28 protein-coding genes and 2 tRNA genes are annotated in these 25,662 nt (G+C 54.4%); 17 read left to right on the plus strand and 13 right to left on the minus strand.

Annotation, left to right across the window (positions count from 1 at the left end):
• Nucleotides 1-53 precede the first annotated feature (53 nt).
• The 5 genes from ACNO7C_RS01250 (at nt 54) to ACNO7C_RS01270 (ending at nt 4,362) form a co-directional block, all read left to right on the plus strand.
• Nucleotides 54-446, plus strand: a complete 393-nt coding sequence (locus tag ACNO7C_RS01250; RefSeq protein ID WP_460025215.1) for a hypothetical protein — start codon at nt 54-56, stop codon at nt 444-446.
• Between the two features lie 102 nt (nt 447-548).
• Nucleotides 549-1,193 carry a transposase family protein gene (locus ACNO7C_RS01255; RefSeq protein WP_460025216.1) on the plus strand — a complete coding sequence of 215 codons (645 nt, stop codon included), beginning with the start codon at nt 549-551 and terminating at the stop codon, nt 1,191-1,193.
• Between the two features lie 255 nt (nt 1,194-1,448).
• Complete coding sequence (gene pcn / locus ACNO7C_RS01260) at nt 1,449-2,192, plus strand: proliferating cell nuclear antigen (pcna) (RefSeq protein WP_460025217.1); 744 nt, start codon at nt 1,449-1,451, stop codon at nt 2,190-2,192.
• 10 nt (nt 2,193-2,202) lie between these two features.
• The gene (locus ACNO7C_RS01265; RefSeq protein ID WP_460025218.1) at nt 2,203-3,252 is read left to right on the plus strand and encodes a hypothetical protein; all 1,050 of its coding nucleotides are present in this window, start codon (nt 2,203-2,205) and stop codon (nt 3,250-3,252) included.
• Nucleotides 3,253-4,362: a DNA primase small subunit domain-containing protein gene (locus ACNO7C_RS01270; RefSeq protein WP_460025219.1), complete on the plus strand. Its 1,110-nt coding sequence runs from the start codon at nt 3,253-3,255 to the stop codon at nt 4,360-4,362.
• A 365-nt stretch (nt 4,363-4,727) separates the two neighbouring features.
• On the opposite strand, the gene ACNO7C_RS01275 is transcribed toward ACNO7C_RS01270, so the two are convergent.
• Nucleotides 4,728-4,988, minus strand: coding sequence for a hypothetical protein (locus tag ACNO7C_RS01275; RefSeq protein ID WP_460025220.1), 261 nt, complete (start codon nt 4,986-4,988; stop codon nt 4,728-4,730).
• Nucleotides 4,989-5,318: 330 nt separating this feature from the next.
• On the opposite strand from ACNO7C_RS01275, the gene ACNO7C_RS01280 reads away from it, so the two are divergent.
• Nucleotides 5,319-5,525, plus strand: coding sequence for a hypothetical protein (locus tag ACNO7C_RS01280; RefSeq protein WP_460025221.1), 207 nt, complete (start codon nt 5,319-5,321; stop codon nt 5,523-5,525).
• Between the two features lie 165 nt (nt 5,526-5,690).
• Nucleotides 5,691-6,629, plus strand: coding sequence for a ribonuclease Z (locus tag ACNO7C_RS01285; RefSeq protein WP_460025222.1), 939 nt, complete (start codon nt 5,691-5,693; stop codon nt 6,627-6,629).
• 76 nt (nt 6,630-6,705) lie between these two features.
• On the opposite strand, the gene ACNO7C_RS01290 is transcribed toward ACNO7C_RS01285, so the two are convergent.
• The 5 genes from ACNO7C_RS01290 to ACNO7C_RS01310 all read right to left on the minus strand — a co-directional run bounded on the left by ACNO7C_RS01290 (nt 6,706) and on the right by ACNO7C_RS01310 (nt 9,993).
• Entirely contained in the window at nt 6,706-7,158 is a 453-nt protein-coding gene (locus tag ACNO7C_RS01290) for an RNA-binding domain-containing protein (protein WP_460025223.1), read from the minus strand.
• Between the two features lie 32 nt (nt 7,159-7,190).
• Nucleotides 7,191-7,763 (minus strand): AAA family ATPase, encoded by a 573-nt coding sequence (locus ACNO7C_RS01295; protein WP_460025224.1) that lies wholly within the window; start codon nt 7,761-7,763, stop codon nt 7,191-7,193.
• Nucleotides 7,764-7,909: 146 nt separating this feature from the next.
• The gene (gene thsB, locus ACNO7C_RS01300) at nt 7,910-9,562 is read right to left on the minus strand and encodes a thermosome subunit beta (RefSeq protein WP_460025949.1); all 1,653 of its coding nucleotides are present in this window, start codon (nt 9,560-9,562) and stop codon (nt 7,910-7,912) included.
• Between the two features lie 152 nt (nt 9,563-9,714).
• Nucleotides 9,715-9,799, minus strand: a tRNA-Leu gene (locus ACNO7C_RS01305).
• A gap of 100 nt (nt 9,800-9,899) precedes the next feature.
• A tRNA-Pro gene (locus ACNO7C_RS01310) sits at nt 9,900-9,993 on the minus strand.
• A 57-nt stretch (nt 9,994-10,050) separates the two neighbouring features.
• On the opposite strand from ACNO7C_RS01310, the gene ACNO7C_RS01315 reads away from it, so the two are divergent.
• Nucleotides 10,051-10,791, plus strand: a complete 741-nt coding sequence (locus tag ACNO7C_RS01315; RefSeq protein WP_460025225.1) for a DUF72 domain-containing protein — start codon at nt 10,051-10,053, stop codon at nt 10,789-10,791.
• On the opposite strand, the gene ACNO7C_RS01320 is transcribed toward ACNO7C_RS01315, so the two are convergent.
• The 4 genes from ACNO7C_RS01320 to ACNO7C_RS01335 are packed head-to-tail and all read right to left on the minus strand — an operon-like array spanning nt 10,792 to nt 16,345.
• Entirely contained in the window at nt 10,792-11,889 is a 1,098-nt protein-coding gene (locus tag ACNO7C_RS01320; protein ID WP_460025226.1) for a bifunctional phosphoglucose/phosphomannose isomerase, read from the minus strand.
• Between the two features lie 24 nt (nt 11,890-11,913).
• Entirely contained in the window at nt 11,914-13,212 is a 1,299-nt protein-coding gene (hisS, locus tag ACNO7C_RS01325; RefSeq protein WP_460025227.1) for a histidine--tRNA ligase, read from the minus strand.
• 4 nt (nt 13,213-13,216) lie between these two features.
• A complete protein-coding gene (locus tag ACNO7C_RS01330; protein WP_460025228.1) occupies nt 13,217-14,224 on the minus strand; it encodes a radical SAM protein in 1,008 nt (335 codons plus the stop codon).
• 9 nt (nt 14,225-14,233) lie between these two features.
• Nucleotides 14,234-16,345 carry a hypothetical protein gene (locus tag ACNO7C_RS01335; protein ID WP_460025229.1) on the minus strand — a complete coding sequence of 704 codons (2,112 nt, stop codon included), beginning with the start codon at nt 16,343-16,345 and terminating at the stop codon, nt 14,234-14,236.
• Nucleotides 16,346-16,517: 172 nt separating this feature from the next.
• Here ACNO7C_RS01335 and ACNO7C_RS01340 point away from each other — a divergent pair, with 172 nt between their 5' ends.
• From ACNO7C_RS01340 to ACNO7C_RS01370, 7 genes are all read left to right on the plus strand, one after another.
• The gene (locus ACNO7C_RS01340) at nt 16,518-16,862 is read left to right on the plus strand and encodes a prefoldin subunit (RefSeq protein ID WP_318536521.1); all 345 of its coding nucleotides are present in this window, start codon (nt 16,518-16,520) and stop codon (nt 16,860-16,862) included.
• A complete protein-coding gene (locus ACNO7C_RS01345; RefSeq protein WP_460025230.1) occupies nt 16,859-17,149 on the plus strand; it encodes a hypothetical protein in 291 nt (96 codons plus the stop codon). Before ACNO7C_RS01340 ends, ACNO7C_RS01345 begins: the two co-directional genes overlap by 4 nt.
• A gap of 11 nt (nt 17,150-17,160) precedes the next feature.
• Nucleotides 17,161-18,159: a DHH family phosphoesterase gene (locus ACNO7C_RS01350; protein WP_460025231.1), complete on the plus strand. Its 999-nt coding sequence runs from the start codon at nt 17,161-17,163 to the stop codon at nt 18,157-18,159.
• Nucleotides 18,160-18,380: 221 nt separating this feature from the next.
• Nucleotides 18,381-18,707 carry an SWIM zinc finger family protein gene (locus ACNO7C_RS01355; RefSeq protein WP_460025232.1) on the plus strand — a complete coding sequence of 109 codons (327 nt, stop codon included), beginning with the start codon at nt 18,381-18,383 and terminating at the stop codon, nt 18,705-18,707.
• A 482-nt stretch (nt 18,708-19,189) separates the two neighbouring features.
• A complete protein-coding gene (locus tag ACNO7C_RS01360; protein WP_460025233.1) occupies nt 19,190-20,617 on the plus strand; it encodes an OB-fold nucleic acid binding domain-containing protein in 1,428 nt (475 codons plus the stop codon).
• 60 nt (nt 20,618-20,677) lie between these two features.
• Complete coding sequence (locus tag ACNO7C_RS01365) at nt 20,678-20,977, plus strand: hypothetical protein (RefSeq protein ID WP_460025234.1); 300 nt, start codon at nt 20,678-20,680, stop codon at nt 20,975-20,977.
• On the plus strand, nt 20,955-21,737 hold the full coding sequence (locus tag ACNO7C_RS01370; RefSeq protein ID WP_460025235.1) for a phosphoglycerol geranylgeranyltransferase: 783 nt from the start codon (nt 20,955-20,957) through the stop codon (nt 21,735-21,737). The genes ACNO7C_RS01365 and ACNO7C_RS01370 overlap by 23 nt, the downstream gene beginning before the upstream one ends.
• Here the strand turns inward: ACNO7C_RS01370 and ACNO7C_RS01375 are convergent.
• Together ACNO7C_RS01375 and ACNO7C_RS01380 are read right to left on the minus strand one after the other, a co-directional pair.
• Nucleotides 21,706-21,909, minus strand: coding sequence for a preprotein translocase subunit Sec61beta (locus ACNO7C_RS01375; RefSeq protein WP_460025236.1), 204 nt, complete (start codon nt 21,907-21,909; stop codon nt 21,706-21,708). The genes ACNO7C_RS01370 and ACNO7C_RS01375 overlap by 32 nt on opposite strands.
• Before the next feature lie 56 nt (nt 21,910-21,965).
• Nucleotides 21,966-22,553 carry a ZPR1 zinc finger domain-containing protein gene (locus ACNO7C_RS01380; RefSeq protein WP_460025237.1) on the minus strand — a complete coding sequence of 196 codons (588 nt, stop codon included), beginning with the start codon at nt 22,551-22,553 and terminating at the stop codon, nt 21,966-21,968.
• Between the two features lie 37 nt (nt 22,554-22,590).
• Here ACNO7C_RS01380 and ACNO7C_RS01385 point away from each other — a divergent pair, with 37 nt between their 5' ends.
• Complete coding sequence (locus ACNO7C_RS01385) at nt 22,591-22,974, plus strand: Sjogren's syndrome/scleroderma autoantigen 1 family protein (protein ID WP_460025238.1); 384 nt, start codon at nt 22,591-22,593, stop codon at nt 22,972-22,974.
• A complete protein-coding gene (locus ACNO7C_RS01390) occupies nt 22,946-23,665 on the plus strand; it encodes a nucleotidyltransferase domain-containing protein (protein WP_460025239.1) in 720 nt (239 codons plus the stop codon). Before ACNO7C_RS01385 ends, ACNO7C_RS01390 begins: the two co-directional genes overlap by 29 nt.
• On the opposite strand, the gene ACNO7C_RS01395 is transcribed toward ACNO7C_RS01390, so the two are convergent.
• Nucleotides 23,662-25,545 (minus strand): DEAD/DEAH box helicase, encoded by a 1,884-nt coding sequence (locus ACNO7C_RS01395; RefSeq protein WP_460025240.1) that lies wholly within the window; start codon nt 25,543-25,545, stop codon nt 23,662-23,664. The genes ACNO7C_RS01390 and ACNO7C_RS01395 overlap by 4 nt on opposite strands.
• Between the last annotated feature and the right edge of the window lie 117 nt (nt 25,546-25,662).

The following is a 25,662-nucleotide window of genomic DNA, read 5'->3' on the forward strand; positions in this document are numbered from 1 at the left end:
CTCCTCCCCCGCACCCCGCCTCTCCGGGGGTGGGGGCGGATGGGGGGAGTGGCATGGCTGACCCCCGTAACGGCAAATTAGCCGTCGAAGGGTTCAGGGTGCTGAAATTCGAGGCGGAGCTGCCGGAGGAGCTCAAAGACTTCATAGAGCGTGTGTACCAGCCGAGGGCCTCGATGCGCTACTGGCAGAGGCTGCTCGGCCTCAACAGCGAGGAGCTCGAAAGCATGTGGAAGCAGGTTCCCTGGAGCTACAGGGACGCCTTCGACAACATAGTGCAGCCGAGCACTGCGCCGAAGAGGAGGAGCTACCTGCGGTTCCCGCTGCTCTCGTGGACGCTGAGGCAACAGGGAGCAGACCTTCGGGGAAAAGAGCTGATTATAAGGCTCTACAGGAGAACCTACAGGATCCCTCTGCCCGAGCGCGGCTTGGGGTGGCTTCAGAGGTAGGAGGAGGCTTGCAGGGAGTCTGGAGGGAGGCTGTCGAGGTACATCGCCATCAAGAGAGATAGAGAGATAAACGTCGTGCTCCACTGCTCTCACAGCCCGAGCGTGGAGGAGTTGCTCGAGAACCTGGAAGTAATCGCAGTAGTCGACGTCAACAGCAGTCACGGCTTCTATTTCCTCGCCTACGACCTCAGAAGCGGGAGCTTCAGGGTCCACAGGCTCAAGGTCCCGAAAATCGACTGGAGGAGGATAAAGGAGCTACAGCGCAACGCAACTAAGTCCAGGAAGCCGGGCGCCTGGGCCACCGCTCGTTGCGCGCTGAGGAAAGCGCACAGGCGCCGCAGAGCCGCATTGCTGAGTGCTGTCGCGGAGGCGACTAAGGAGCTCAGGGGAAAGAGGGCTGTAGCGTTCATCGACGTCCCCTTCGACGAGTCTCTGAGGAACAGCGGCCTTCAGAGGACTCTGCGCAGCTTCGCAAAGAGGCTGGAGAACTCGCTGGGCTTCCACGGCATTCCAGTGATCGAGAGGACGCTGCCCTCGAAGCGGTGCCCGCTCTGCGGGGGCAAGCTCGAAGAGGCAGAGAGGAGGGGTGAGACGAGGGTGATGCGCTGCACGGGATGCGGCATGGTCTTCGAGAGGGACAGCGTTCCAGCCCTGCACGCGCTAAAGCTGTTCCTCGAAGAAGCCGAGGTCGAGGAGCTAGCCGAAAACCTGGCGAGGCACTACCGCCTGAGCGCCCAGCGACGCTAGGCCCCGGCCCGCGGTTGGCCGCCGCTGCCCGCAGTGGGCGCCGCGGCCGCCGGCTGCTCCTCCCCGGAAGCCCCCTCGAGGGGCAGGCCCGAAGAGGGCGATGCGCCGCCCCCGTGGGGCGACCCCGAGGCCGACCAAAGGATGACGACAAATTTAAGGGGGCCAGTGGGGGCAGAAAAGGAGGAGCGAGTACGCTTAGTAGTTAAGTGATAACTTAATTATTAGGGTTTTTGCACGATATAGCGGTGCTCGGAAATGGTCAGGTTCACGTTCCCTGACGCTAGGGAGTGGAGGTACATTATCGAGAGCCTCGCAACGATCGTGGATGAGGCGAACTTCGTCGCCACCCCTGAGGGCTTGACGCTGAGGGCGCTAGACCCCGGGAGGATCGCCATGGTGGACCTCTACATGCCTGCAGGCCTCTTCGAGGAGTACTCCGTCGAGGCGGAGACGAAGATAGGCGTTGTGCTGGACGATGTGAACAAGGTTCTGAAGAGGGCTAAGTCGGACGACAAGCTCGTCTTCGAGGTGGGTGGCGGGAGGCTGACGATAATCCTTCAAGGCAGGGCTGAGAGGAGGTTCAGGTTCCCGCTGCTCGACATCGCGGGCCAGGAGCTGCCGACTCCTAAGCTGAACTTCACGGTGGCGGCTAAGATGCTCAGCGACACCTTCCGCGACGCCCTCAAGGACGCCTCCCTCGTGTCCGAGTCTGTGCGGCTGAAGGCCGAGGACGAGACGCTCTACGTCTCGGCCCGCAGCGATAAGGGCGAGATCGAGTCAAAGTTCACGATCGAGGCGGGAAGCCTGCTCGAGATCGACGTCAAGGAGCAGGCTGAGGCGAGCTACGGGATAGACTTCCTCGAGAAGATAGTCTCGAAGGCCTACAGGGTCAGCGACATCATGACCCTGAAGTTCGCGACGAACATGCCCCTCGAGATGACCTTCGATATAGCCGGCGGGGGGACGCTGAAGTACCTGCTAGCCCCGCGAATGGAGTAGGCTCGCGACAATGCCGGAGGCGCTTCGCGTAGCGCTAAGCACAGACGACTACAGGTGGTATCCCTTTCTCCCGGAGGCCCTCAGGGTAGTCCAGGAGCTCGGCTTAACGCTCGAGGAGCTGGGCGAGACCCCGCTCGGGCTCGAGATCCTAGAGGCTGCCAAAAGCAGGGTCCTGACGGTCATCGAGAGCGGCACCTACCCACCGCCCAGCGAGGACTACAGGCTGGAGGTCTCCGTGTTCACGACTGCCTTGCTCATCCTCTCTCAGGTCGGCGACAGGGCTCTCACCGAGAAGTTCGCCGTGGCGTTCTCGAAGAGGGTCTTCGAGAGCATTGAACGCGACTCCTCCAAGAGGCCGGAGCTCCTGCTCTACCTGGCGACGGTGTTCGGCTGGAGCTTCAGGGTTGAGGGAGGAGGCGTGAGCGTGCACTTCAAGGACTACGTGTACGCGCAGCCCGAGTTCACGGGCCCCTGGAAGCTCGTCAACAGGCAGGTGTCGGGGGGCTACGTGTGGGTCACGTGGCGGGAGTTTGCAAGGCTTCTCCAAACCGGTGTGAAGAAGCATGTGGCGAAGCTCGTCGACTCGGCCAGCGTTGATCCCTCCGCTGTCCCCGAGAGGCTCTACGCAGCCGTCGAGGAGGTCTCGCGCAGGTGGGCTGAGGCGAGGAGCGAGGTTCTCGCGCACGCTAGGGCTGGGTACAGGAAGGGGGACGCGTCCGTGTTCCCGCCCTGCATAAGAGCACTCCTAGAGGAGATACAGAGCGGGAAGAACTTGACGCACAGCGCGCGGTTCGCGCTCGCGTCCTTCCTCCTATCCATCGGCTTCTCGGTTGACGAGACGCTCGAGGTCTTCAAGGCGTCGCCCGACTACAGGGAGGACCTGGCCAGGTACCAGGTTGAGCACATAGCCGGCCTTAGGGGCTCCAGGACTAAGTACACGCCGTACAAGTGCGACAACATGCGGAGCCTGGGCCTCTGCAGGTGGAGCTGTCAGGGCGTTAAGCACCCCCTCCAGTTCTTCTACAGGGCGGTCAGGGGAAGGCCACCCAGGGTGACTTAGTTGTCGCCCCTGGACGTTGTGAAGCTGTTCAGGTCATACTACGCCCGTAACACTGTCCCACCGCCCAGCAGTATAGAGAGGAGGGAGTTCGCCTTCAGCCTCTTCAACTCCCAGGGGATGTTCAGGCACATAGCTTTCAGCAACGGGGAGGAGATGAACAGCTTCCTCAGGGAGAAGGTCCCCCAGCACGCGTACTACTCAACCGCCTATTACTCCGACCCCGCTGCCCAGGACATGGACGAGAAAGGCTGGCTGGGCGCGGACCTCGTCTTCGACATCGACGTCGACCACATAAACACGCCCTGCAAGGTGCTGCACGACACTTGGAGGTGCCGGGACTGCGGGGCGGAAGGGTGGGGTATGGTTGAGAAGTGCCCATCGTGCGGGAGCGAGCGATTAGACAGGCAGACCTGGGTCTGCGATCAGTGCATAAGTGTGGCCCGGGAGGAGATCCTTAAGCTCGTGGACATACTCGAGGAGGACTTCGGGATCTCTAGAGACGAGATGTACGTCGCCTTCTCGGGCCACAGAGGCTTCCACCTCCACGTCGAGAACAAGCTGCTGGCGGAGCTCGACCAGGAGGCTAGGCGCGAGCTGGCGGACTACGTCAGGGGGCTGGGCATTGACCCGGACCTCTACATCGTGAAGGCCAGGAGGGGCTACGTTTACAGGTTCAAGCCCGACGACCCCGGGTGGCGCGGGCGGATCGCGAAGCTTCTCATGCTCAGGGAGGAAGCCGGTGCCGAGCTCGCACGCGAGGAGCTCAGGAGGCTCATCCTGGAGTGCGTCGCCGAGGCTAGGGCGAACATCGACGAGAAGGTGACGATGGACGTGAAGCGCCTCATAAGGCTCCCCGGCACGCTTCACGGCAAGACAGGCCTTAGGGTTCTCAAGCTCACAGTGCAGCAGTTGGAGGCTATGGATGCCAGGAGTGTGCTCGAGAAGGCTGTAGCCCTCCCCGACGAGCCTGTCAGGGTTGAGATGGAGAAGTGGCCTAAGAGGGTGCTGACCTCGGTCTTCCCCGATGAAGCTGGCGAAAGAACGCTGCCCCTATACCTTGCAGTCTACCTCGCGCTAAACGGTAAAGCCAGGATACTGGGGCCGGCCTAGGCCGCGCCTGGCACATTTACCACTTCACTTATCCGGGCCCCCTCTTCGGGGTACTCATGGGCTCCGAGCCTTCGGCCTGCTCCGCCAATATACGCCAGCTAGGGGCTGTGCGGCGGGGCTTGCCTCGGCGCCTCTTTGTCTCTTCGCGCCGCGCGCGGCACCCGGCGGGCGGCCCGTAGGCCGTGCCGGGAACTGGGGCCGAGGGCCTCACGTCGCTGGGCTACTTCGCTGGCTTCGGCGCTCCGTGGACCAGTGCCCTGAAGGTGCGCGGCCAGCTACTCAGCGTCTCAAGGTGTTTCTCAGCATTGTAAGCCTCTAGGAAGCACTCGTGGCGTTGGCGCAGGTTGCCCAGTCCCAACCGTAGGTTACGTCGCACTTGGTGCATCAATAGTAGCGCTTCCCCAGCTCAACGCCCTAGGCTCCGCAGACCGGCACCGCCTGCCCGAGACGTTAGTGTCAGGCTCAGAGTACCTCGCTCCCTCGTAGAGAGCTAGGTTCTCCAGCCTCTCCGCTTTTCCGCTGGGGGCTCCGCTAGCTGCAGGGCACATGAGGGCAACGAGCCTGGAGAGCAGGAGCGAGTTAAGCAGGTTCAGCTGCGCGGGGTCGAGGGAGACGAGCTCCTCCAAGCCCACCTCCTCCCCGGGCAAGCCTCTCGGCGAGCTCCGCGACCCCCCTCACCTCCTCCTGGGAGGCCTTGCCTGCGCCAAGCCCCCTGGCGCCGCGCGGCATCACCCGGTATCTCTTGATTTAGCCTGATATCACTTGATATCAAGTGATTTCGCGTGATATCACCACGTGATATCGATTGATATCTGCCGGTATCGCCTGATATCGGCTGATCTTGCTTGATATCAACCTGTGATACCTCTTGATTTCTTCTGATATCAGGCGAAGCCGCCTGCTCCCGCGCGAAGTCAGGAGGCGCTGCCTGTCTCCCGGAGCGCCTTAGGTGTAGCTTGACATGGCCCGCGAGGCGCAACCTCTCCAGGGCGCTGGCGATATGCCTTGTGTTCCTCGTGCCGAATGCCCTGCTGAGAGGCTTGAGCTACCTGTGGTGCCACGGGGCCCTTGCGAGGCCGGTCAGCTCAAGCCACCTGGCGACGCTCTCTCAGACCTCCCTGTCTACCTCAACCGTCACGGCTGAGCGCGTGCGGGGGTCATAAGCGTTTACACATGCTGTGGCTGGTAGGAGCCGAGGGGCGTACAGGTGTTGCTCGAACACCCTCCCGCAATATCCTCTCCAAACCCTCGGGGGCAAGGGAGAGTCCGATCGACACGGGAAGAAACTGGGGAAAAGCTAAAAATGGTATTGCTGCGCGGTGTAGTAAATGATTGCCAGGATAATGTTCTGGGGTGTTAGCAGCACGCGGCCTTTCAAGGGGAGGCTGCCTCCCTGCACCGTGGTAAAGCTCGACGGGAGAATTGTACTCCTCGACTCTGGAGAAATGTGTCAGGGAGCATTTGAGTACTTCGGGTTAAGCTACAACTCCCCATTGATTATTCTGATCTCGCATCTTCACGGCGATCATACATACGGGCTGGTGCCACTTTTGGAGTCATTGCAACTGGCTGGCAGGAAGGAACCGATCGAGATCATAGGACCGCTGGGCGTAGGTGAGATAATTCCGGCACAGCTTTTGCTGAAGCAGGAATACCCGGTAAGGGTATTGGAGATTTTAGGCGACGAAGGCAGAATCCCGCTGGGCGGCGAGGAGCGTCTATCGGTTAGGTACATCAGGGCCCCCCACTCATACATATCGTACTCCTATGTGCTAGAAACACGCGAGAGAATACGTTTAGATGGGAGGAAACTACAGGAAGAAGGCATACCGGGAAAGCTCAGGAGAAGGCTTCTGGACAGGGGACAAATACGCTACAGAGGGAAGGTATACTTCCTTGAGGACTTCATTTTGGACAAAATCCCCGGTTTGAAAATCTCATACAGTGGCGATACGCTTCCCAACGCCCGATTTGGAGCAGCAAGCTGGGAAGCAGATGTCATGATACACGAAAGCACATTCCTCCATGCTGACTGGATCGGTAGAGAGAGTATCGCCCACTCAACCTCCCGAGAAGCAGCATACCTGGCGAAGAAAGCTAGAGTCAAGCTTTTAATCCTCACACACTTCAGCACTCGTTACACCGAACTTGAGCCCCTGCTTGAGGAAGCCAAAGCCGTTTTCCCTCGTGTTGTGTTGGCCGAGAAAGGCCTGGTAGTGGAGGTCAAAGCTGGGCGACCAAGGGTCATAACTATCATGAGGGCGTAGTACTACCAGTGTTAGAACTAGTTACACGCTGCGCGAGCCGACTTTTAGTGTTTATCGGCAAAAATCTTGGCACCCCTTAGCCGTGACACCTGAACTCGGCTTCTTCGTTTACTGGCCGCCCCTCACGTGTTTCGGGCACAAACCAGTTAAGAAACAGTTCTCGGTCACACTCACCTATGTCGACTAGTACTGTTATCGCTCCAAGAGGGCTTTCACCGAACTCGAAGGAGCAGAAGCTGACACGTCCCTGGAAGGCGGCCTGTTTATTCAGATAGAATTTAAACGTCTTCTCAGTAGAGTCTCTCAAAACATAGCTTCGCGCAGCGTCGAGTATTCTCTGACTTTTGATGAGATTGGATAGCTTCTCGAGAGGTTTGTAAGACTCAGACCGACAGGTTACTTCTCGATAATCCTCGAAATTCTGGATGGAGCACTCCTCTTTGCTGAACGACAGTACGTTTAGGATGGCTCTCAGGACCTTTTCCTCAGACTCGGTTGCATAGAGTGGAGCTCGAGCTACAACCATCATACCGTGAGCGCAAGGAGAGGGTACTTATAAGCTTATACAGGAGATCTCTCTACTTCTACGCTAAGTAGCTTATTCAATATGTTTTCAACTTTTCTCTGAAGCTCATCGAGCTCCATATCTTCGTTGACAACCATGATGTCTGCTAATGCGATGACAGAACCTATTCCGAATCCCAGCTCGCGTCGGTCTCTTTCCACGAACTCCTCCCAAGTCGACGGGTCGTCCTTACGCGCCCTCCTCAGCAATCGGTTAAAACGAGTTTTGGGTGAGGAGTGAAAAGCAACCACGACAGCTTCTTTTGCATTCTGCCGAAGATAGTCAAGCTCCTCTAGGCTTCTCAATCCCTCGATAACAGCTACAGTACTCCCTGTTTTGCATGCTTTCTCATAAGCTAGCATCGCCACTGCCGCTCTGCCACTTTTGTCTCGCAACTCCTTGGCTATCTTCGCGAGGTTACTATCATTAACTTCTAATCCTTGCTCATGCGCTATTTCGCGCACAATGTCACCCATATTTACAACGGGTAGACCCTTTCTCCTAGCAATTTCACCGAAGATGCTTTTTCCCGAACCGGGCATGCCTGTAACCAGTATTAGCTTCTCCACTCTACATTCCGAGCTGTGCGCCGGCATACTCTTCCTAAGAGATACTCAAGGCTTAAAATTAGTTCTGTTTCAACCCTGAAGCAGAAATGTAAAGAAAAAGCAGAAGAAAAGAATGAAGGTAATTTGTCCCTATAATAACTGTGGTTTTAATCGAACTCGCTCTTCTCCTCTCCCTCCTCTTTCTTCTTCTCCTCCTTCTTCTCCTCGAGCTTTGAAGCGCTGATTATGTCGTCTATGCGGAGGATCATCGACGCAGCCTCGGTTGCGATTTTAATCGCGTGGTCTTTAACGCTCGCCGGCTCAAATATTCCTAGAGCCAACATGTCCGCGACTCCACCGTTATTTACGTCGACACCGTAACCCCACTTCGCGGGGTCTTCGTGGGCAGACCTTAAGTCAGCGATTATGTCGATGGGGTCTAGCCCAGCGTTCTCAGCGAGGGTTCGCGGAATAGCTTCTATCGCGTTGGCAAAAGCCTCTATTGCGAGCTGCTCCTTCCCCCCGACCTCGGTGGCGTACTTGCGGAGCTCCCTAGCGATTTCGGCCTCGATCGCGCCACCGCCCGGGACGATGTACGGGTGCTTGAGGACGTCCGCGACAGCGTACAGTGCGTCTTTGAGCGACCTCTCAGCCTCGTCCACGGCTCTCTCGAATCCGCCTCTGACGAGGATTGTGACGCTCTTGGGGTTGGGGCAGCCCTCGACGAAGACCATCTTCTCGTCCGCCACCTTCCTCTCCTCCACGAGCTTCGCGGTGCCCAGAGCCTCGGGCGTGATGTCCTCAACCCTAGTCAGGATCCTCGCGCCAGTAGCCCTAGCAAGCTTCTCCATGTCACTCTTCTTCACACGCCTAACAGCCAGAACTCCAGCCTTAGCCAAGTAGTACTGCGCAACATCATCAATACCCTTCTGGCAGAAAACCACATTAGCACCACTCTCCTTGATCTTGTCGACCATCTCTTTCAGTATTCTCTCCTCCTCCTCGAGGAACTGCTGCATCTGCTCGGGAGAGGAGATCCTGATTTCGGCGTCTATCTCCGTCTTCTCGACCTCGAGCGGCGCGTCGAGCAGGGCGATCTTCGCGTTCTCAACCCTCTTAGGCATAGCAGGGTGGACAACCTCCTTGTCGACTATGATGCCGTAGACCAGCTGTGTGTCAAGGAAGGCGCCCCCCTTCTTTTTGATGATCTGTATGTTGTCGATATCCACGCGTATCTGACCGTTAACCTCCTCTGCGACTTGCTTCACAGCTCTTACAGCTAGGTCTGCGAAGTAGTCCCTTAGGGCGGCAACGGCTTTGCTCCTCATGGATGTTGCCGCAACCTTCTTTAGAGTTTCCACGTCATCCAGGCTTACCTTGATTGCCTTCTGCTTTATGACCTCACGAGCTTTCTCCATCGCCTTCTTGTACCCGCCCACTATTATCGTCGGGTGAATGTTCCTCTCTAGGAGTTTTTCAGCCTCCTTTAGGAGCTCGCCGGTTATGACCACTGCAGTCGTTGTCCCATCGCCAACCTCCTTGTCCTGAGCCTTAGCCACCTCTACCATCAGCTTCGCGACAGGGTGCTGCACGTCCATTTCGTCCAGAATTGTTGCTCCATCATTGGATATTGTTATATCACCGAGCGTGTCAATGAGCATTTTGTCCATGCCTTTAGGGCCAAGAGTCGTCTTAATGGTCTCAGCGATAGCTCTCGCAACCATTATGTTAAGATGAAGCGCCTCACGGCCAGTCTGCCTCGAGGTCCCCTCCTTCAGTATTAATACAGGAACCCCACCAAGTTGCGCCACCGACGCCATACCCTCACCACCGGGTGATGCCATTTTCCTCGCCTGCACCTCATGAAAATTATCGCTTCTATAAAAACTTTTCTCAACTCACCGCTAAGTTCATACCCATTAAGATCATGCGGCGTCCAGTAGCAGTAACTAAGCCTGAAAGCTTGAGGAGGTGCGGGGGCCGGGATTCGAACCCGGGCAGGCCGACGCCAGCGGATCTTAAGTCCGCCCCCTTTGTCCAGGCTCGGGCACCCCCGCACTATTGAAAGAATTCTACACGCTGTTAAAACTTTTTTCTAGTATTGCAAGACAAGGGCGGTGATTCAGGGGTCAGAAGGAGAGTGGTTCTGTGCAAAAGTGGGGCCGCCGGGATTCGAACCCGGGACCACCTGGGCCCAAGCCAGGCATCAGGAACCGCTACGGGTTATCCTACCAGGCTGGACTACGGCCCCAGAGATTCCAGATGAACTTTTATCGCCAACCAATGTTTATTTTTTTCGGGCGAGAGTGTGGAGGTTGTTGTAGGAACGTGCGGTTTCTCCGGAAAGGGAGGACGTAGAAACTACTACAACTCTTTTAGGGGTGTTGAGGTGCAGGAAACCTTCTACAGGCCAGTGCCGCTCGAAACCCTGCGCCGCTGGAGGAGTGAAGCACCAGAAGGTTTCGAGTTCACGCTTAAAGCCTTCCAGGGAATCACGCATCCAGCCAGCTCGCCGACCTGGAGAAGGGCGAAGGGCGTCAAGCCGACGGAAAACCACGGCTTCTTTAGACCAACTAGGGAGGTTTTCGAAGGGTGGGAGTATACGAGAAGCGCGGCTCAAGCCCTGGACGCGAGCGTCGTTGTCTTCCAAACGCCCCCCAGCTTTGGTCCCACAGAGGAGAACGTGTCTAACGTGGACACATTTTTCTCGAAGATAGATAGAGGGTCATTGACTCTAGGATGGGAACCGCGCGGAGAATGGCTTAATCGTCCAGAGCTACTTGAGAGGATTTTCAAAAAACATGATATGATTCACGTTGTAGACCCGTTCAGGCGCATGCCCTTAGTCGAGTCTAAGGTGCAGTATTTCAGGTTGCACGGCATAGGAAGAGGAGAGGTAAACTACTCCTATAAGTACACCGAGGAAGACCTGCTCCGCCTGCTCTCCATTATAGAAAGCCTCAGCGCCTTAAAAGTGTACGTCTTCTTCAACAATATTCAAATGTTCCAAGATGCGTTGCGTTTTAAAGAACTGCTTGAGAGGCGCTAATCACCTCTCGGCTTCTCGTAGAAAAGTCAAGCCGACTTTGGACTCTAGGTGTGTCTTAAGCCGTGAGATGATGTCAACAGGTGTCGGGTCAACTCCCCGTAGGAGAGCGAGAGCTATAGACGCTACATCGGCTTTGAAAACCAGCGCGAGAAGCTCGCCGGCTCTGCCTCCACCCTCCCCATAGAGGTTGTAGTAGGGAACGCCTTTGCTGCTTAGAAGCTCCTCCAAGAACTCAATCCTAGCCCGCATGTACTCCGGCTCCTCCCGCCCCCTCAAGAAAATTACCGAAAAGTTGGCCAGAGGGCCGCTCCAGCCCATTATCTCGTTATGGTTACCCTCAGGGAGCTCGCCGAAGAATGCGTGAACCTTTGAGTTCTCATTTAACTGTGTCTTAAACCTGTAGGCTGGGGAAGTGTAGGGAGAGTACCCGTACACGAGTGGAACCAGACCCTTCGCGACGTCCTCATGGAGTAGCCTGGCTAATGCGGCCCCCTCACTGAAAGCCCCCTCAAGCCTGCTCTGGAGCTCTCGAGCCGCTTCTTCAAGCCAGCTAACTGCGTCGATACCGGTTACAAGGGATAAAACTGAGGTAAGGGCGGAGGTTATATGCGGGAAGGCGGCTCTGGGCGGGATGCCAGGAGGTAAGCGAAGAAGAGGTACTCCCTTCTTCTCCGAGATCTCGGCCATTTTGCCTCCGGACGTGACAGCTACAATCGGGATCCCCCTTTTGAGCCCCTCGGAATAGACTCTCAGGGTTTCCTCGGTGTTGCCAGAATAGCTGACCGTCACAAGAAGGTAGTTCTTGTCTATAAACTTCGGTAGCTTTGCGTCCCTATTCAAGACGAGAGGCTTATCAGTTTTATCTGCGATTAAGTCGTAGAGGAAAAGTCCGCTAATAAAGGAGCCACCCATGCCGCTGACAACCACCCCGCTAAGGTGTGAGAGATCAAACCTGAGTAAACTCTCAGCTTCCTCCCTGTACCTACTTGTGCTCTCCAGGATGCTGTGAGGTGTATGGATAACGTGTGGGAGCATTCCCGAAGGATCATGCTTTCTGGCTTCCGCAGAGATCAACGCATACGCCTTGTCTTCCAGCATCGTGATTACGAGTGTTTATAGTGATTAAAATCCTTTTGAATAACCAAGAAGCTTAACGGCTTCATCAATGGTCAATTTCTGCTCCGTCCAGTTCTTAAGATCCCGGAGGGTCAGACTTCCCTCAGAGACTTCTCGTGCGCCGATGATCACGGCGTACTTAGCTCCCTTTTTACCAGCTTTCTCGAGTGTTTTCGAAAGGGATCTACCAGCATACTCAACAGTCACACGTAGAGCCGTCCTCCAGCGCAGTGTCTCTGCTACCTTAATGGCGTATTTTAGCAATTCTTCGTCGCTACCTACCGGCACCACCACGGCGTCAAACTCACTGAATGTGACATCAATCCTGCCTAGGGTTCGTAGAACTTCTATAAGCCTATCAACACCTATAGCCATACCCGTTGCTGGCAGACGAGGGCCGCCCAGAGAGCTTATCAGGTCATCGTACCGCCCGCCACCAGCAACGCTGCCAACTTCTCCTCCCAGAGGCGTCTTGACCTCAAAAACAAGGCCCGTATAGTATCCCAAACCTCTGACTATTCCGAAGTCGACCCTTGCTCTCAGGTCGTAAGCGCTTTCAAGTAAATCCAAGGTTCGGGATAAGAATTTCAGTCCCTCGACCGCCTTTTGGGATCTAACCTCTATGTTGAGATCAGCACTTGACAGTTGCTCGAGCATTTTCTCGGCACTTGACCTCTCTGCTCCTAGCCTCGAAAGCTCATCTACAACATATTCTTTTCCTTTTTTATCAAGTTTATCAAGCGCACGTAAAGCCTCGTTGACTCGGTCTTCAGGCAATCCCGTTGACAGGATTAAATCCTCCACGACGCTTCGGTGGCTGATATGGATTTCAAATTCCTGAAGCCCCGCGCTCCTCAAAGCTCTGTGAGCGATTGCTATGACCTCCGCGTCGCCCATTGGGTCATCTATCCCTATCAGCTCAACGCCGGCCTGCCAAAACTCCCTGAGCCTCCCCTTCTGAGGTTCCTCATACCTCCAAACGGGCTGTATGTAGTAGAAGCGTATTGGTTTAGGCATGTCAAGGCGCGAGGCCACGATTCGAGCTATAGGTGTTGTCAGCTCAAATCTTAAACCTAAGTCTCTGCCAGCCTTGTCCTTAAAAGCGTATATCTGATCTACGACTTCCTCACCGGCCTTAGCTATGAGAACCTCGAGGTGCTCGAAGGCTGGGGTCTCGATCTCTCCGTAGCCGTAGAGCTCGAAAACTTTCCTGATGGACTCGCATACCTTCCTTTTAATGTATGACTCCTCGGGCAGCCTGTCCTTCGTGCCCCGCGGTGGCCTTAGAAGCGCCTCTCCGGTCATTTCACTATTCGAAGATTCTCGCAATATATATATTGTCTTTATTCCGGACTACCCTCGCTTGAACGCGGGCCCCCGTTGAGAGACCTCTGCCCCCGCCAACCAGCGTGACCACCCTTCCCTTAGAGACTCCAAGTAGCTGACCGCTGAGCCAACCGGGCCCAACAACCTTGACCGTAATCCTCTCCCCTACCTCGAAAGCATAGGGCACTCTCTCAGCCTTTGTGATCCCAAAGTCCCGCGGACTCAGCACGAGTTTTACACTATACTCATCCTCCCACTTGCGTAGGGCATGGTAAAACTCCTTCCAAGTTAGAGGTTTAACCCCAGGCACCTTTCTTCCGTATTTGTGCGCCTCGTACTTCTGGATTCCTAGAGGAGGCCACTTTTTACCCGCCCCTATTTTAAGTGCCCACTCAATGATCCTCGGAATCTCGGAGTCGTTGTATCCAGGAACCCAGACAGGGGCTACGAGTAAGTCCATCCGCAGGCTCGACGCTATGTATTCCGCAACCCTCATCACGCGTGTAACATCGAACCAGGGCGTGCCGGAAAGTAGCTTAGCTCTCGTAGCATCAATGGCATCTACCGAGAGGTTAATCCGGTCTAGACCAGCCTCGTCCAACTCGTCGGCTAGCCTCTCAGAGAGCAGAGCTCCGTGGGTCTCGAGGGCAACGGTGAGTGCTAAGCCTGAGTTTTTCAAAAGCCGTACAAGCTCAACTATTTGGGGATGAGTAAGGGGATCTCCCACGGCGTCTATGTAGGCGTGAGCGGAGTCGAGACCTTTTACGCGAACACTCCAAGCATACCACTCGACTAGGTACCTGGGGGAAACAACAAACTCGGCCGTCCGCATGCGAGACCGAGGTCCAGCATCAACGGAGCAGAAGATACAGGAGAGCGGACAAAAAGAGGTAGGCCTAAGTTGCAGGAGGTTTGTTCCCCTGTCGATCACTCCGAAGGCTATATGCCCGATGAGGGGAAGTTCCCCGTCGATTCTGTAGAGGGCTCTCATCCCAATCCCTTAAAAGAACAAGCCCTCCTCCTCCCTCTCCTCCTTTTTCCTCCGTCTGAATATATTGCGTAGCTTCTCTGTGAAGCTCTCGCTCTCCTCTTCCTCCTCCCCGGCTCCAGTTTCGAACATGTGCCTGAACGTGGAGATGGCAGAGTACTTCTTGTAGGCTATAAGCCCAGCTACGCTGACTATTGTTGCAACGCCTATAACGGTGGCGGTCTGCAAGAGGGTAAGCTTGAGTAGTGGGGTATCCACTAGGATATCGAAGAAGACGGTGACCTCCCTCTCCTCTCCGCTGAGTCGCTGAGTATACGAGGATGAACCGTACACGACTTTTACTCTAAGGGTCGCCCATGGAGGGGCAGGGACGCTTGAGAACAGCGCGTTTCCACCCTGGTCTGTAACATCGTGTGCTGTGAACAGCGTTGTGTTTCCAGAGAGAACCTCCACCTGCACTTCAGCTCCCGTGATCGGCCTGTTGAACCAGCTCTTAACACTCACTTTAAACGAGACGAGTGGAACCGGTATCGTTGTGTTCCGAGAAGCAGTGTTGATAACTTGGTCCGCTACAGGAACATTGCTGCATTGTACGATTACCCTAGCGTCAGCCTTCGGAAGGTTCTTGAAGAAGACCTGTCCGTCGCGCACAGTGCCCGATACTGAGAGCGCGCCCGCTGACACGTTTACAAGGCACCCCGTTACCGGAGCGTTGTTCTTGTCGATTACTCGCACGGCGAAGTCATATACGGGGATCGTGGACTCGATGATCCCTGATCCGCCTACGCTTGTGAGTGTTGAGGACTGAGCCCCCGCGTACGAGACTTCGACCCTTACGTTGCCGCCCAGCGGTAGGACACCTAGTAGCACAGTTTTATAGCCCTCGTTTCCCTCAGATAAGCTGGAAGTGGACCAGAGGAGTATTTCTTTCCCGCCTTGGATGTAAAAGGCTTTTGCTGAAACCCCTCTTGGTATTGTGCTTGATCCCTCAGGCTTGAATACCACGTAGGTGAAAACTAGGGGGAGCTGTATATCTGAAATTGAGTCTCTCACGTTTACTCGGTCGCTGTACAGCTGACCCGCCACGGAGCTAGTCACGGTCAGGCTGTAGCTTCCTGGGACTCCTTCCGCTATCTCTAGCGTGTTTGAGCCTGAAAGAGTGTAGCTCCTTGTCTCGCCGAGAGGGGTTACTAAGGTCACCGTTAAGTCTTGGGATACCAGAGGCTTGTTGTTGGCGTCGAAGAGCCTTAGCATTATGTTGCGCATGACACCGACTGTCACAGTGTAATTCCAGCTCCTATTGTCTACAGGGATAACAGTTTCAGCGATCTTCTTCCCATGAAGATAAATGCGCAGCGTGTAATCCCCGGTAATAGCCCCCTGCAGTTTAAGCGCATCTTGGGATGAGAAGTCAACCCTGCTCACGAGAACACTGGAGTAGTACACCTCTGCGGAGCCGTTCAGCCCGAGAGCCGAGGAGCCATCGGTGAGCCTGAAGTTGAGCACAAGCTGGCTCCAAACTGGTAGGGGCACTACAACGGGAGGGGTATCGCAGCTCACAATAACATTGCCGGACTTGGTGACGTTCCCGTAGTTTCCCCAACGATACGTTACAGAGTACTGGAGGTTGCCAAAGGGTAGCCAAACGTCCACCGTGTCGCCGGTTCGAGGCGACAGCTTGAGAGCTGAAACTGATAGTTCGTACCCCTGAATGCCCCTCATCATGAGGTCAATGGCCCTGAACTGCACTTTCGAGATGTTAGCCCTTACGCTCACCTCAGTTGAGTTATAGACTGGGATTTCCCCTTTATACACGAGGAACCCAAGGTATTTCACGATCAGGGAGTAGTTCCCAGCTGGAACAGGAACGAAAAGCGTGTCCTGACCTTGAACGGGCCAGGTCTGATTACTACCCTTAAGCTCAATGGTGAGGTACTGCAGGTATTCTGCATCAATCTTCTCACCCTTGCAGGAAAAAATCCTCAAGGTGACGTTAAGGCTGGTTGCGTTTGCAAACTCTGTTTTCCCGGGGTTTGAGGAAGTGCTTGAATAACCGTGAATACACACTAGACTGACCAGCACGCTCAGTGCGATTGATGCCAGCAGGAGTCGGAGTGAGCTCACGTTCAGTGCATAGAATAGAGGTTAGGGTATTAAACGGTTGTTGTTCAAGCCCCTGTAACCGACGGCGCCGTTACACGGGGAAGCTGCAGACCCCATGAGCAATTGTGCGGCGATAGTTTGTGCGCGAAGAGCACCAAAAGCATTAAAACTCCTACGCGGAATTAAGGCAGGTATGTCCGTCGACCAGAGTCTAGTCGCGAAGTACCAGCAGGCTATTGATGAGCTTCGAGCAGTTGTGCTAAACCTTCAGCAATATAAGGCGAGGTTACTAGAGGTTGAGAAGACGCTGAGAGAGCTCGAGAAGACGCCAGACCAGTTTGTCTATAAAGCAATGGGGGGAATACTCATGAAAGTTCCCAAGGAGGAAGTTTCCCGTGACCTTGCATCCGAAAAAGAACTGCTTCAGGTGAGGATCGAAGAGTTCTCCAAGAGGGAGAAGCTTTTACGCGAGCGGGTCAGCTCGCTTGAAAAGCAGCTCAGAGCGTCGCTTCCATCGCCTAGTGGGACTGCGGAGTGAAGAGTAGCACAGTTTCCGGGCCTGATGCTCACGATATTGTTGATGAGGTAATACTCTTTGCTCTCAGGCGGATAGAGGAGAAGCTCCCCCACGATCCAAGTCTCCAGGTGACAGTCTCTGTGTTCCTGGGCGAAGACTGGCCTTATGACTTTTCGGTGGAAATACGCATTTACTCTAGGGTGCTAGACAGGGAGAGGCTTGCAAAAGTAGCAGAAGAGGTCGCGGAGGAGGCGATAAGCCTGGCTGAGAAGAAGTTGCGCGAAAAGGGCTTGAAACCCTTACCTTAGGTGTGTGCTCGGTGGATTTAGACCGTGCTGAGGAATTCCTCAGGAGTTTTACAGGCAAAAAGCTCATCATAGTAACCCACAAGAACGCGGATCCCGATGCTATCGGTTGCGCCTTTGTAATCAAAAAAGTGTGCTCTAGCTTAGGCATTGAGGCTGAAGTGTGCTTACCAGAGGGGCCGAGCAGCGTTTCGAAGAAGATTATGGATACTCTCGGGGCCCAGTGGCGTGAGAGGTGCCAGGAGGCCGACGGGGTAGTTGTCTGCGACACATCAAACGTCGTGATGCTGGGGGATATCCGACCCCTGCTCGAGGCAGAAACGGACATACTCGTGATAGACCACCACTTCCCGCCCGGCGTACTTGCGGAGAGGGCTAAAGCGTCCGTTATAGCGCGGGAACCCGCCTCGACGGTGATTGCTGTCCTGCTGGCCGACAGGCTGAGGGTGGAGATCGATAGCAGGACAGCTCTAATTGCCTTAATAGGCATATTATACGACACTAGGAGATACCTTTACACGTCTCCAAGCACATTCCTCGCCAGCAAGATTCTGCTCGAGAGCGGAGCCGACTACGCTCAGGCTTTAAAGTTAATAGAGGAAAAGGAGGACCGCTCCGAGCTAATCGCGAGGCTTAAGGGTGTTCAAAGGGCAAGTGTAATCGACGTTTGCGGTTACGTAATTGCCGTTACTGAGTCCAGCGCGCACGAAGCATCTGTAGCAAGGACGCTCGTCTCACTGGGAGTAGACCTGGCGATAGTTCTAGGGGGCCATGATACGACGAGAGTCAGCGTAAGAGCCTCCGAGAGGCTACTGGAGAGAGGCTTTGACAGCTCCAAGCTCGTATCCAGCGTTGCAAAGATGCTTGGAGGAGAGGGGGGAGGGCACCCCGGCGCCTCGGGGTATACAAACCTCGCCTCAAAGAAGCTTAGAGGGATCCGGAACAGGACGCTGAGACAGTTCTTGTTAAACGCAATCGCCGAAGTAATGGCGTTCTGCGAGCAAACGGTTTAAAACCCCAAACAAAAAATATGCAGGTAACTCCCAGTGCCTTGTCTATGCAATGGTGTTCCTTGAGGTGAGATTGTAGCACTTCTGAGGTCTAGGAGCACTAGCTTCGCAACCCTTGCACCTTTCATTGTCCACTGGAATTGAGGGAGAATAGGGTCGAGCACTAGAGGTGGCAAGGGAAAACTTAAAAAGCAGCATTGCTCCGGAGTCAGCGGGCTGCTCATTTGTCTCGGAGGCTTTCTATTCAGGCAAGGAAAGCCCTAGCAGAGGGGAGAGTGAAAAGGATTGAAATTGAGGGTTTTGGAGCAGGGGAAAGAACCGTTGAACTGTATGCTGTAGAGAGCAAAGACAGGAAGAGGCTTCACATCGTTGTTCCCGGCGTTTTCTGCTCCTGCGAAGACTTCTTATTCTCGGTTTTCTATAGAGGTAGGTCGAAAGCCTGCTACCACATGATTGCAGTAGAGCTTGCCATAAAGGAGGGTGTTCAGCTGAAGAAAGAGCGCATCAGCTTCAACGAATTATACGTAAAGCTTCTCTCAAGCCTATCCTAACGAGGCTACTCAGCAACAGCCCGCGACTGTAGCATCCCGATCACCGGTAGTGAGAACACCCTTACCAGACTACTTATGTCCATGTTTAAGCCACGCCTGGCGTGTCTGCCATTTCACTGGTCTGAAAAACACTTTCTCGGGTGGACACAGGGAGCTCGTGATGAACGGCTCTCCAGGCTGTATACCTGGCGCTTCTGGTGACGAGAGCGGTACTCGGCACCTTCCTCCTCTAACCTGCGATGGCAGGCAGGCCGCACGTCGTACCGGGAAGAGAGTAGGGATAAGGCTAATAAATGCTGATAAATAAGGTAGTATTGCTGCGTGTAGCCGCTTGAGTGATAAGACCGATCCATACTCCGAAAAGAACCCTCTAGGCATGGTGAAATTATGAGTGTGCCACGTATGACCCGCGTTCGCATCTAAGGATTTTTAAAGGTAAATAACGTTTTTAGTAAGATGTCCGCAGGATTCAGGTTAGCGCAATGGAGAGAGCACCAAGCGAAGACAACGATGTTCAGCGCGTAGTCGAGGAAGTTTTGAGGAGTCGGCCGAACCTCACTCGAGAGCAGATTGAGAGGATGATCGACGAGAAAGTCAAGGAGTTCGGAGGGATAATAAGGAGAGACGCCGCCGCCCTCATCGTTGCGAAAGAGCTGGGAGTAGTTCTTTCACGCGAGTCCGCCCCCTCATCCCTCACAGTTTTGAAGATCAAGGACCTCGCCTCAGGCTTCCGTGGCGTTGACGTCGAGGGCCTAGTGGTGTTCAATTCAGGTCTGAAGCTATCGCCTACAGGTAAGAAGTACCTGCGTTTCGCTATAGCCGACGAGACGGGTATCATCTGGGGGGTTTTATGGGACGAGCAAGCAGAAAGCATCGGAAGGGCCTTAAGGGTGGGCACCAGGGTGAGGCTTATTAAAGTGTCCATTAGAAAGTACAGAGAGAGAAACGAAATATACTTCGAGAAATCCTCCTCGGTTAAACCTCTCGCTCAGAGCGAGCTGACAGAGCTTCTCCAGTATATCGAGAGGCATAAACCGGGAACCCGAGTGATAAAAGTTGTGAGGAGCGTCGCCAAAGCCGGGGGGCGCTGCATTTACGGTGTTAGTTTAGATGGGTGTGAGCCAGCAGTAGTGATCTTACCGGCTACGACGGCCCCAGAGGCGGACCTTGTTGCTACGAGCGGTTGTAGCGAGCTTTCCAAGAAGAGCATCCTCACCATCAGATGTGATGCCCCCTCGCAAGTATCTGCTGTTCCAAGCGGTGAAGGCGAGGTTTCGCTCTGCATGCGCACCCAGAGCAATGAGCTGTTTGGATTTAAGGCTGAAGTCTTGGGCTACATTCTTTTTAGAAGAGAGGGAGGGCGGGTTTACTTGGCCACCGAAAACAACAGAGATGGAATAGCCGTTCAGCACCTCGTAGTATTCCGGGATACCAGTCTTGCCATGCTCGCTGGGACCGTTGGAAAAGTGTGTGAAATTGTGGGGGCTTATTCGGTAGACGGTACTTTTAGAGAGAGTGAGTGCCTTAATGCCGTTGTCATAGAGAGCAAACACCCGTCGAGGTATGTATTCTCGAAGTTCGTGGGTCAGGTAGGGCACATTGTGAACAGGGCTGCAGTGGTATCTCTCAACTCTCGTATTCGTTGCCTAAACGGTAACCCCTTATTCCACATATCCATGGTTCTTGACGATGGAGTGGCGACGTTACGTGGTGTTAGTAACAGTTCAAGAGTTTTTGAGAAAATATACTCGATGCATGTAAAGGAGGCGTGCGATCACACCCCATCGGCCTTGGAGAAGATTCTGTCCTACGTCAACCAAGAGCTTTTAGGGAGAGATGTCCTGCTAAAAGCTAGGATGATCCCCGGTGACCAATACTCGTTGTTCGTCGACGACGTAGCTTTAGCGTAAAACACGGGCACATAAGTACTTATATCCTAGGCTGACATCTTCTTAAGGCAGGCTGATAGTATGGGAAGGCGCAGGCGGAAGCGTGCACGTCCGCGTTTGGTTCCTAAGAGGAAGCTACCCACGGTGTTCCAATGCCCTTCATGCGGAGCGACGGCTGTGAGCGTTTCGGTCACTAAGGGAAAGGAGAAGAAGGTCATAGTGACCTGTGCTAACTGCGGGCTAAGAGGCGAGTACGAGTACAATCCTTACCTGCACCCCGTGGATTATTTTAGCAAGTTCCTAGACGATTTCGAGGCGGGTAAGCTTGTGACTGTTGAAAAACCATCAAGTGGTGAGGATGATGAAGAAGAGGTGGGTTAAGGAGTACATTTTAGAGCGAATAAGGGAGCGGGGCGCCATACACATGACTCTACTCGACCCGGACAAGACGCCGCCGGAGCAGGCCTCTAAGATAGCCAGAGAGGCCTTCGAGGCTGGCACTTCAGCTATCATGGTGGGGGGTAGCACGGGCGTCTCTGAGGGTATGACAGACGAGCTGGTTCTCGCCGTCAAGAAAGCTGTGGAAATACCGGTGATCCTCTTCCCTGGGACTCCTACAGCGCTGAGCAAGTACGCAGATGCGGTTTGGTTCCTCTCCGTCCTAAACTCGCAGAACCCTTACTTCATAGTGGGGGCCCAGGTGCAGGGCGCGCCGATCGTTAAGAGGTACGGGCTCGAAGTTCTTTCACTTGGGTACATCCTCATGGGGTCCGGAGGGGCCGCGTCGCTTGTTAGCTACGCTAGACCACTACCCTTCGACGCAACCGAGGTTGTGGTGGCCTACGCGCTGGCGGCGGAGTACATGGGCTTTAACTTCGTCTACTTAGAGGGCGGATCCGGCGGCCACCCCGTTCCCCCCGCTCTCGTAAGGATAGTTCGAGAGAACGTGACGATACCTATCATCGTTGGGGGTGGAATAAGGGAGCCGGAGACTGCCCGAGAGCTCGCCAAGGCAGGTGCCGATATCCTCGTCACCGGAACGATCGTCGAGGAGTCCGAGAATGTGCAGGAGAAAGTAAGAGAGATCGTGAAAGCTATGGAGGAAGGAGCTAGGGCCCGAAGACTCCGAGATGCGCCATAATCACGATCAAAGCTAGAAGGAAAGTTCCGGCTACCACGACCTCGGGCCTGATCTTTATCCCTCCTATGTCCTCCTCGTAGAACGTCAGTAGACCTGCGGCTGGAAGCGCTGTAGGCTTCCGCTCCTTCTCGCCTTTGCCCCCTTTCTTGCTTTTAGTTCCACTCTTGCTCATAAACGACTCAAGTAAAAGCTATCCTTACTTGCATGTATATACATTTCGCTTACTGGTCAGTTGGTGCTCGACCTTTTAATGCCGACTCTCTCGATCAAGAGTGGGACATTATAGTCCTCGGAGTAGAATGTGCTTAATCCACTTTCGTCATCGAGGACTACCGTGAAACCGCATCGGCGTTGCTCGATTATGAGCTTCAGCTCGCTCTCGACTGCTGTTGTATCCACATCGGGGTCTAGTACACGAAGCCTATGAATGGCGTCTAGGAAAAGCTGTAATATACCCTCGACATTCGTTATAAACATCTCCGCGTCTATCCCGGGGTCGAGCTCTAGGCCGAGCTCCGGTATAATCACACGAGCAGTCGGGGACCTTACAACCTTCACCTCGAAGTCCTCTGGCTTCTCAACCCTAAAGTACACGCGGAGGTGCTCTCTTTGTTCAAGCGGGACGATATCGTTCTTCCTGTACCCGCACTTCTCGCACCGCTTGCTGGCTATTAGTACCTTCCCGAGGACAGGTATCTCGTACTCGGCCTCCGTGATGTGCAGTGGACCCCCACAAAGGGGGCACTGCATCGTAAACTCTCCCAGTTTTTTACCGTATATGGAGGGATTGTCTTGAAAGTCCTCGACGTTTGGCATTGACTAAGTTATATATTGGGCTGATATTGTATTTTTTGTGTCTGAGGAGGAGAAGGCTGTTCTAGCTAAGATGGCTTCCTTGTTGAAGTCCGGGGCAACGATGCTCGACAAGCTTTGCCCCTACTGCTCAGTACCTCTATTCCGCCTGAAGTCCGGTGAGGTTGTGTGCCCCAAGTGCGGGCAAAGGTTCGTCATTGTATCAAGCGATGAGGAAGAGGTCCGTGCCCGCTCCGCGCTGGCTCTCAGGTCCTTAGAGCAGACTGTAGTTGAGCGCATGGAGCTTCTGCGAGGCGAGCTTGCTAGGGCTTCAAGCCCCGCTGACGTCTATGAGGTCGGGAAGGCCGTTATGATACTCCTCCAGATACTTGAGACGGCATACAGAGTGAAGACCCTTGCCGAGTCTCACTCCGGTAAGAGTTAGGGATAAGACCCCTGTGGTTTATCCCGAGTGGAGGTGGAGGCTACTAGAAAACCTCAGGGAGAGGGCTCTGGAGCTACTTCGAGCCTTAGAGGGCGTGAGTGCATCCCCTGTCGTCATAGGTAGTGTTGCACGAGGTGATGTAACGCCTTCGAGCGACATCGATGTGCACTTCACGGCTTACGTGCCGTCGTGGCGCGTAGTGGTTGCCCTTGAGAGAGCTGGCATCTCGGTTAGGGGCTTTCGCGTGATTCAGGCATCACCCTCTACAGCGATCAGGATAATTGTCGTGGTGGATGAGGGCATCGAGATCTCAATCCCAGTTTCGAGGCTGAGCAAAACCGAGGAAGAGTTCCCGAAATACGCGGGCGCCATCTCGCTGAGAGAGATCGAGTTGGGGGTACGAGTCCCGGGCGTGAATAAGCGTCTTCTCTTCGTCGAGCCCACAAGCTACGGTCACGATGAGTGGTCCATCATTGGCTTTGAGAGCGAGGCCGCGAGGTTGCTGGGGGTATCCTTGGCCACGGTTTTGGAGAGAAGGTTCATGCGGTTTAAGCGTGCGAGAGAGGGTAAAGCGGGGTTCTACGTACACCTCGAGATCCCAGTGGGCGAGTGCCCTGAAGACAGGATATGCGAGGAAGCAAGGACGAACCCAGTAATACGACGAGCAGTAGCCACGGTTCTCGGGTGCTAAAAGGAGTCAATCCTCCTTTGGTAGGAGGGCTTTATCTCGTCGGTTTGACCCTTCTTTGTTGCCTCGACATACTTTTTCAACCCTTCGAAAACGTAGAGCTCACGAACCCACGACCTGCGCAGGTACGCGTACTTCTCCTTGGGGTTCGTGATGTTGATTATCTCAAACACTTTAGCTGTCTTACCCGGCTGGTAACCTAAAACCCTGCCTATCCTCTGTATCATCTGCCTGCCCTCACCGCTCCCCTCGTATATAACCGCGAGCTCGGCGTCCGGAACAGTTATGCCTTCATCCAGCACAGTCGTGGAAACGATGACGTTTGCTCTTCCCTCTAGGAAATCTCGGAACAGGAGCTCCCTTTTGGCGCTTGGTGTTTGGCCTGTTACCAGAACAGCCTTGATACCTTTCTCCTGCAGGAAGCTATAAACTGTTTCTGCCGTCTTTAAGTATTGGGTGAACACTATCGCCTTTGACCCTGGGTACTCACGCAGGATCTCGTAGAGTCTGTGAAGCTTCTCCTCCTCACTTTCAGCAAAGAAGGCTTGAAAGCGTTCAATAGGGGCGACAACCTTCAGCCTCACAAGGTCCTCGTATGACAGCGTGTACAGCAACCCCCCGCAAAGCTCGTAGAGAAGGTTATGGTTGTTATCTCTCCGCGTGGGAGTCGCCGAGAGAGCCAGCCTGTACAGAGCGTCGAGCTGCAAAGCTACGTTTTTAAACGTGGTGGCTGGGACGTGATGGGCCTCGTCGAACACAACAAACTCAAACTTGTCCCTTATGAGCTCGATGTACTTCACAGCGCTCGAGTAAGTCGCGACGGTTATTTCCCGTATCTTTTGCTCGCCGGCTCCGAGGACCCCGATGAAGTGGCGCGGGAGGGAGAGGTACTTTTCCAGGTAGTCCAGCCAGGTGGCCATGAGCTCCTGGGTCGTGACGAGTATAAGCGTAGGTTTCCGGAGGTGCTGAATAGCCTCAAGAGCTATGAAGGATTTCCCTCCTCGCGTGAAAATAGCGATCGTGCCCCTCTTGCGCTTGGCCCAGAGGCTGAACGCCTCCTCCTGGTGAGGTAATAAGGTGAAGTTCTTGCGAAGAGGAGTTTTTATGTCGGTTTTCTCGGTTATCTGGATTTCGGGCTTCAGGCCTAGAGCGGCCAGCCTCGACAGATACTTTTCCAACAGTGCTACAGGTGCAATAAGCGTCTTGTCACCCCAGTGCATCCTCGCTACTTTCAGCGTGCGCTGGACTAGCTCTGAACCCTGGTACTCCCCGTCTGGACCTATAACAGGCTTCTCGACGTTGTAGGTCAAAACACCCTCGTTGAGTAAGAGCATAGCGAGGTCTTTGTCAATGTATTTGAACGAGAGCCTAAGAGACGCCTCCTCTCTGTACACCTTTACGCTGAACAGGTCGACGCTGTAGTCCAGCTGAACGCCATACTTTTCGCGCAACCTCTCAGCGAACACCTTTAGACTGAGGAGGGAGGTGAGGTAAAGCCTTCCGTTCCTGCTCGTCACCATTCCGCTGAAGTCAGCATCTCGAAGTATTTTCTCGATGAGCTGTGCAGGACCTCGCACCTCCAGAAAACTCGTGACACTGAGCCTCTCACCGCGGCTCCCTGTACTCGAGCCATAATTGGCGAGAATAACGTGAACTTGATCTTCCGTGAGGGTTGATAACTCCCTGAGAGAGTCGAGAGTCTTCACCAGCTCTTCCCTGTCAAGCCTGAGAAGCTTCTCCTCGGAGACCACCCAAACTTTTCTTGACTGATCGAAATACGCTATCTTCCTAGCGTTTACGAGAAACCTCTCGAACTCCTCCGCGCTAAGGCCTTTCCTACGTTCGAATTGCAGCCTCAGACCCCCGTAGTCATCGATCACCATGCAATATCACAGATCACCTCCTTCTTCATCGGCTGTTATGAAAATCTAACTTAGAGGGTATAAGCATATTGCTTGCCGGAAGAAAAAGTTTAAATGACGTTACACGTAGGCAAGCTG

Source organism: Infirmifilum tikiterense, assembly GCF_054696565.1.

What these genes read in the sequence shown, in the direction of transcription:
- ACNO7C_RS01250 (WP_460025215.1), top strand. Translation starts at nt 54, where the DNA reads ATGGCTGACCCCCGTAACGGCAAATTAGCCGTCGAAGGGTTCAGGGTG.
- pcn (WP_460025217.1), top strand. Translation starts at nt 1,449, where the DNA reads ATGGTCAGGTTCACGTTCCCTGACGCTAGGGAGTGGAGGTACATTATC.
- ACNO7C_RS01265 (WP_460025218.1), top strand. Translation starts at nt 2,203, where the DNA reads ATGCCGGAGGCGCTTCGCGTAGCGCTAAGCACAGACGACTACAGGTGG.
- ACNO7C_RS01285 (WP_460025222.1), top strand. Translation starts at nt 5,691, where the DNA reads ATGATTGCCAGGATAATGTTCTGGGGTGTTAGCAGCACGCGGCCTTTC.
- ACNO7C_RS01290 (WP_460025223.1), bottom strand. Translation starts at nt 7,158, where the DNA reads ATGATGGTTGTAGCTCGAGCTCCACTCTATGCAACCGAGTCTGAGGAA.
- thsB (WP_460025949.1), bottom strand. Translation starts at nt 9,562, where the DNA reads ATGGCGTCGGTGGCGCAACTTGGTGGGGTTCCTGTATTAATACTGAAG.
- ACNO7C_RS01320 (WP_460025226.1), bottom strand. Translation starts at nt 11,889, where the DNA reads ATGCTGGAAGACAAGGCGTATGCGTTGATCTCTGCGGAAGCCAGAAAG.
- hisS (WP_460025227.1), bottom strand. Translation starts at nt 13,212, where the DNA reads ATGACCGGAGAGGCGCTTCTAAGGCCACCGCGGGGCACGAAGGACAGG.
- ACNO7C_RS01330 (WP_460025228.1), bottom strand. Translation starts at nt 14,224, where the DNA reads ATGAGAGCCCTCTACAGAATCGACGGGGAACTTCCCCTCATCGGGCAT.
- ACNO7C_RS01340 (WP_318536521.1), top strand. Translation starts at nt 16,518, where the DNA reads ATGTCCGTCGACCAGAGTCTAGTCGCGAAGTACCAGCAGGCTATTGAT.
- ACNO7C_RS01360 (WP_460025233.1), top strand. Translation starts at nt 19,190, where the DNA reads ATGGAGAGAGCACCAAGCGAAGACAACGATGTTCAGCGCGTAGTCGAG.
- ACNO7C_RS01365 (WP_460025234.1), top strand. Translation starts at nt 20,678, where the DNA reads ATGGGAAGGCGCAGGCGGAAGCGTGCACGTCCGCGTTTGGTTCCTAAG.
- ACNO7C_RS01370 (WP_460025235.1), top strand. Translation starts at nt 20,955, where the DNA reads ATGATGAAGAAGAGGTGGGTTAAGGAGTACATTTTAGAGCGAATAAGG.
- ACNO7C_RS01375 (WP_460025236.1), bottom strand. Translation starts at nt 21,909, where the DNA reads ATGAGCAAGAGTGGAACTAAAAGCAAGAAAGGGGGCAAAGGCGAGAAG.
- ACNO7C_RS01380 (WP_460025237.1), bottom strand. Translation starts at nt 22,553, where the DNA reads ATGCCAAACGTCGAGGACTTTCAAGACAATCCCTCCATATACGGTAAA.
- ACNO7C_RS01395 (WP_460025240.1), bottom strand. Translation starts at nt 25,545, where the DNA reads ATGGTGATCGATGACTACGGGGGTCTGAGGCTGCAATTCGAACGTAGG.